The 3,877-nt window shown below is 49.7% G+C and carries 2 protein-coding genes and 1 pseudogene; all 3 read left to right on the top strand.

What is annotated here, in order from left to right:
• On the top strand, positions 1-979 hold a 979-nt coding region (fruB, locus tag TZ48_RS18525), incomplete at its 5' end, for a fused PTS fructose transporter subunit IIA/HPr protein (protein ID WP_112480226.1).
• Between the two features lie 10 nt (positions 980-989).
• Entirely contained in the window at positions 990-1,937 is a 948-nt protein-coding gene (gene pfkB, locus TZ48_RS18520) for a 1-phosphofructokinase (protein WP_112480225.1), read from the top strand.
• Between the two features lie 56 nt (positions 1,938-1,993).
• A pseudogene (fruA, locus tag TZ48_RS18515) lies at positions 1,994-3,728 on the top strand (PTS fructose transporter subunit IIBC).
• Positions 3,729-3,877: the final 149 nt, after the last annotated feature.

The following is a 3,877-nucleotide window of genomic DNA, read 5'->3' as shown; positions in this document are numbered from 1 at the left end:
GTTTCTTGGCAATGGCATTGCCATCCCACATGGCACAACTGATACCCGTGATCTGGTTAAGCAAACCGGCGTTGCCGTTCATCACTTCCCTAACGGCGTCGATTGGGGCGATGGCAACGTCGCTTATGTTGCGATTGGTATTGCCGCAAAATCTGACGAGCACCTAGGTATTCTTAAGCAGCTTACCAAGATCCTATCTGCTGATGGTGTTGAGCAAAAACTGAAGCAAGCGAAAAGCGAAAAAGACATCATTGCCCTGCTTAATGGCGACGTTCAGCTGGAAGCGGACTTTGATGCATCACTCATTCAACTTAACTTCCCTGCAAGCGACATGGTGCAAATGGCAGCCGTTGCGGGTGGCCTTCTCAAAAACACGGGCGGTGCTGGTGCTGAGTTCGTTGCCGACCTAGTAACGAAATCCCCTACTCACCTTGGTAAAGGTCTATGGCTAGTGAGCAGTGACAAAGCGGTCACACGCACGGGTATGGCGTTTGTTTCTACCATCAACCAGTGCGAGCTAGACGGAACACCAGTGCAGGCGCTCATTGCTTTTGCCGCTTGCAACAATGCACACCAGCCTATGCTAGACAAAATTACTGAACTGGTATTCAAGCAAGAACAAGACAAACTGCTATCACTTTCTACCGAACAAGTCCTTGGTTTCTTCACTGGCGAAGAGGTACAAACTGCAGGCGCAGAAGATGGCAATGTAGCGGTATTCAAAATCAAAAATGCTCACGGCCTTCATGCTCGTCCAGGCGCGATGTTGGTGGCTGAAGCGAAGAAATTCGAATCGTCTATCAAGGTGTCTAACCTAGATGGCGACGGCAAAGCGGTTAACGCGAAAAGCCTGATGAAAGTTATCGCGCTTGGCGTAAAACACGGCCACGAGCTTCAGTTTAGCGCTGAAGGTACCGATGCGGCAGAGGCACTAGAAGCGATTGGTAAAGCTATCGCATCGGGTCTAGGTGAAGGCTGAGGAATCTGTTATGACCACTACAAATAAAGTCGTCACCATCACACTCAATCCAGCACTGGATCTCACGGGCAGTCTAGAGACCTTGAATAAAGGTTCCGTCAGCTTAGTGAACCAAGGCTCTTTGCATGCAGCTGGGAAAGGCGTAAACGTCGCTAAAGTGCTTAGCGACTTGGGCGCGAACGTCACGGTGACTGGCTTTCTTGGTACCGATAACCAAGAGCTATTCTGCCAGCTGTTTGCTGAGATGGGCGCACAGGACAAATTTGTTCGTGTAGCGGGCTCTACTCGCATCAACGTCAAACTGGTTGAACTAAGCGGCGACGTTAGTGACATCAATTTTCCTGGCGTTGACGTGAACGCAGAAGCTATCGCTAAGTTTGAACAAACCCTCAATGAATTGATGGCAGAGCACGATTACTTTGTCTTCGCGGGCAGTCTGCCACGCGGTATTACACCAGAGCAATGTGCGACTTGGATTGCACATCTGCAGCAAAACGGCAAGCGCGTTCTATTTGACAGCAGCCGCGACGCACTAGCGAAAGGACTCGATTCAAAACCTTGGCTAATCAAACCCAATGATGAAGAGTTGTCTCAGTTTGTTGGTCGTCACCTCACCACGCAAGCGCAGTGTTTAGAAGCGGCCGAGTCGCTCTCTGACAAGGGCATTACCAACATCGTGGTTTCGATGGGCGCTGAGGGTGTGCTGTGGTTAGAGGGCGGTGAATGGCTACAAGCGAAACCGCCAAAAATGTCAGTTGTGAGCACTGTGGGTGCAGGTGACACGCTGGTTGCAGGCCTATGTTGGGGTCATATGCAATCTAAGCCGAAAACAGAATTACTTTCTTTTGCAACCGCCTTATCTGCGCTAGCAGTGAGCCAAGTTGGCGTCGGTGTTGCGAGTGTGGAAGAAGTTTTATCCCTACAACAAAAAATAGAGTTACAAAAGCTTAGCCACTAATTTACCTAAGTCTATGGCTTAGATTCTTGTGGCAAATGGACACGAAGGTCGAACCTATGAAAATTTCAATTATTACCGCTTGCCTAGTGGCGTAGCAAACAGCATTATCGCGGCAGGTCTTTTAGACCAAGCTGCAAAAGCACTTGGACACGAAGCGAATGTTGAGTGTCATTCTAGTGTGGTGGAAACACAAACTCTGACAGAAGCTCAAATCAACGAGTCTGACGTTATTGTTGTGGCCGCTAACGCGCCAGTAGATACGCAGCGCTTCGTAGGCAAAAAAGTCTATCAAGCGAGCATCTCTGAGTGCACATCGGATCCAAAAGCCTTCCTAGCTGATGCTATCGAAAAAGCGACCGAACTAGAGCAAGGTGTGGCAGTTGCAGCGGCAGCAGACACGTCAAGCAGCGCGAAAAAAATCGTGGCTATCACAGCCTGCCCTACTGGCGTAGCGCACACCTTCATGGCAGCAGAAGCGCTTGAAGACGAAGCTAAGCGCATGGGTCACACCATTAAAGTGGAAACTCGTGGCTCTGTAGGTGCGAAGAACCAACTAACGGCGCAGGAAATTGCCGATGCGGATCTGGTTATTATCGCAGCGGATATTGAAGTTCCACTGGATCGTTTTGACGGCAAGCCGATGTACAAAACCAGTACTGGCCTTGCTCTTAAAAAGACGGAACAAGAAATCAATAAAGCATTTGTTGACGCTTCTCCTTACAAACATACCGCTGGCGCAAGTCAGTCTGGTGCAGCCGAAGAGAAGAAAGGCGTGTATAAGCACCTTATGACCGGTGTCTCTCACATGCTTCCTGTGGTTGTGGCTGGTGGTCTTATCATTGCGCTGTCGTTTGTATTCGGTATCGAAGCGTTTAAAGAAGAGGGGACGCTTGCAGCAGCCCTTATGACCATTGGTGGCGGCAGTGCATTTGCTCTGATGATCCCAGTACTCGCTGGCTACATTGCGTTCTCTATTGCTGACCGCCCAGGTTTAGCTCCAGGCCTTATTGGCGGCATGCTGGCAAGCTCTACAGGCGCGGGCTTCCTCGGTGGTATTGTGGCTGGTTTCCTAGCGGGTTACTCAGCGAAATTGATTGCTGATAAAGTCAGTCTTCCACAATCAATGGAAGCGTTGAAACCTATCTTAATCATTCCGTTTGTGGCGAGCTTGTTCACAGGCCTTGTGATGATTTACATCGTTGGCGGTCCGGTATCTGGCATTATGGCGGGTCTGACTGACTTCCTAAACAACATGGGCAGTGCGAACGCGGTTCTACTCGGCGTACTTCTAGGCGCAATGATGTGTTTTGATTTGGGTGGCCCAGTAAACAAAGCCGCTTACACCTTCGGTGTTGGTCTTCTGGCTTCTCAAACATACGCTCCTATGGCCGCTATCATGGCAGCGGGTATGGTACCTGCGCTTGGTATGGGTCTAGCGACATTCCTAGCGAAAGATAAGTTTGAAGCAGGTGAGCGTGAAGCAAGGAAAAGCGTCATTCGTACTTGGCATGTTGCTTTATTTCTGAAGGTGCGATTCCATTTGCAGCGAAAGATCCAGTACGCGTTATCCCAGCGTGTATGGCAGGTGGTGCTTTGACTGGTGCTCTGTCTATGCTGGTAGGCGCAAAACTAATGGCACCTCACGGCGGTCTGTTCGTTCTGCTTATTCCTGGTGCAATCTCACCAGTGCTAATGTACTTAGTCGCAATTGCAGCAGGTACAGCAGTAACAGGCTTTACCTATGCATTCCTAAAACGTCGCTCTGATGAGAAAGCGCTGGCTGCGGCTTAAGGAAACAATCACTTTAAAACAATGCCACCCCTACATTAGGCATTTTGAATAGCGCTGCCCTCGCAGCGCTTTTTTTTCTCAAGCAAACACGCGTCTGCGCAGCCAACTAAGGCTTATCAGGCTCAACGACAGCAGCCAAGACCAAAGCA

Origin of the sequence: Vibrio variabilis (assembly GCF_003263785.1) — a bacterium.
GTDB classification, from domain to species: domain Bacteria; phylum Pseudomonadota; class Gammaproteobacteria; order Enterobacterales; family Vibrionaceae; genus Vibrio; species Vibrio variabilis.
Note: the sequence above shows the minus strand (reverse complement) of the source record. Positions and strands in the feature narration are given on the sequence as shown.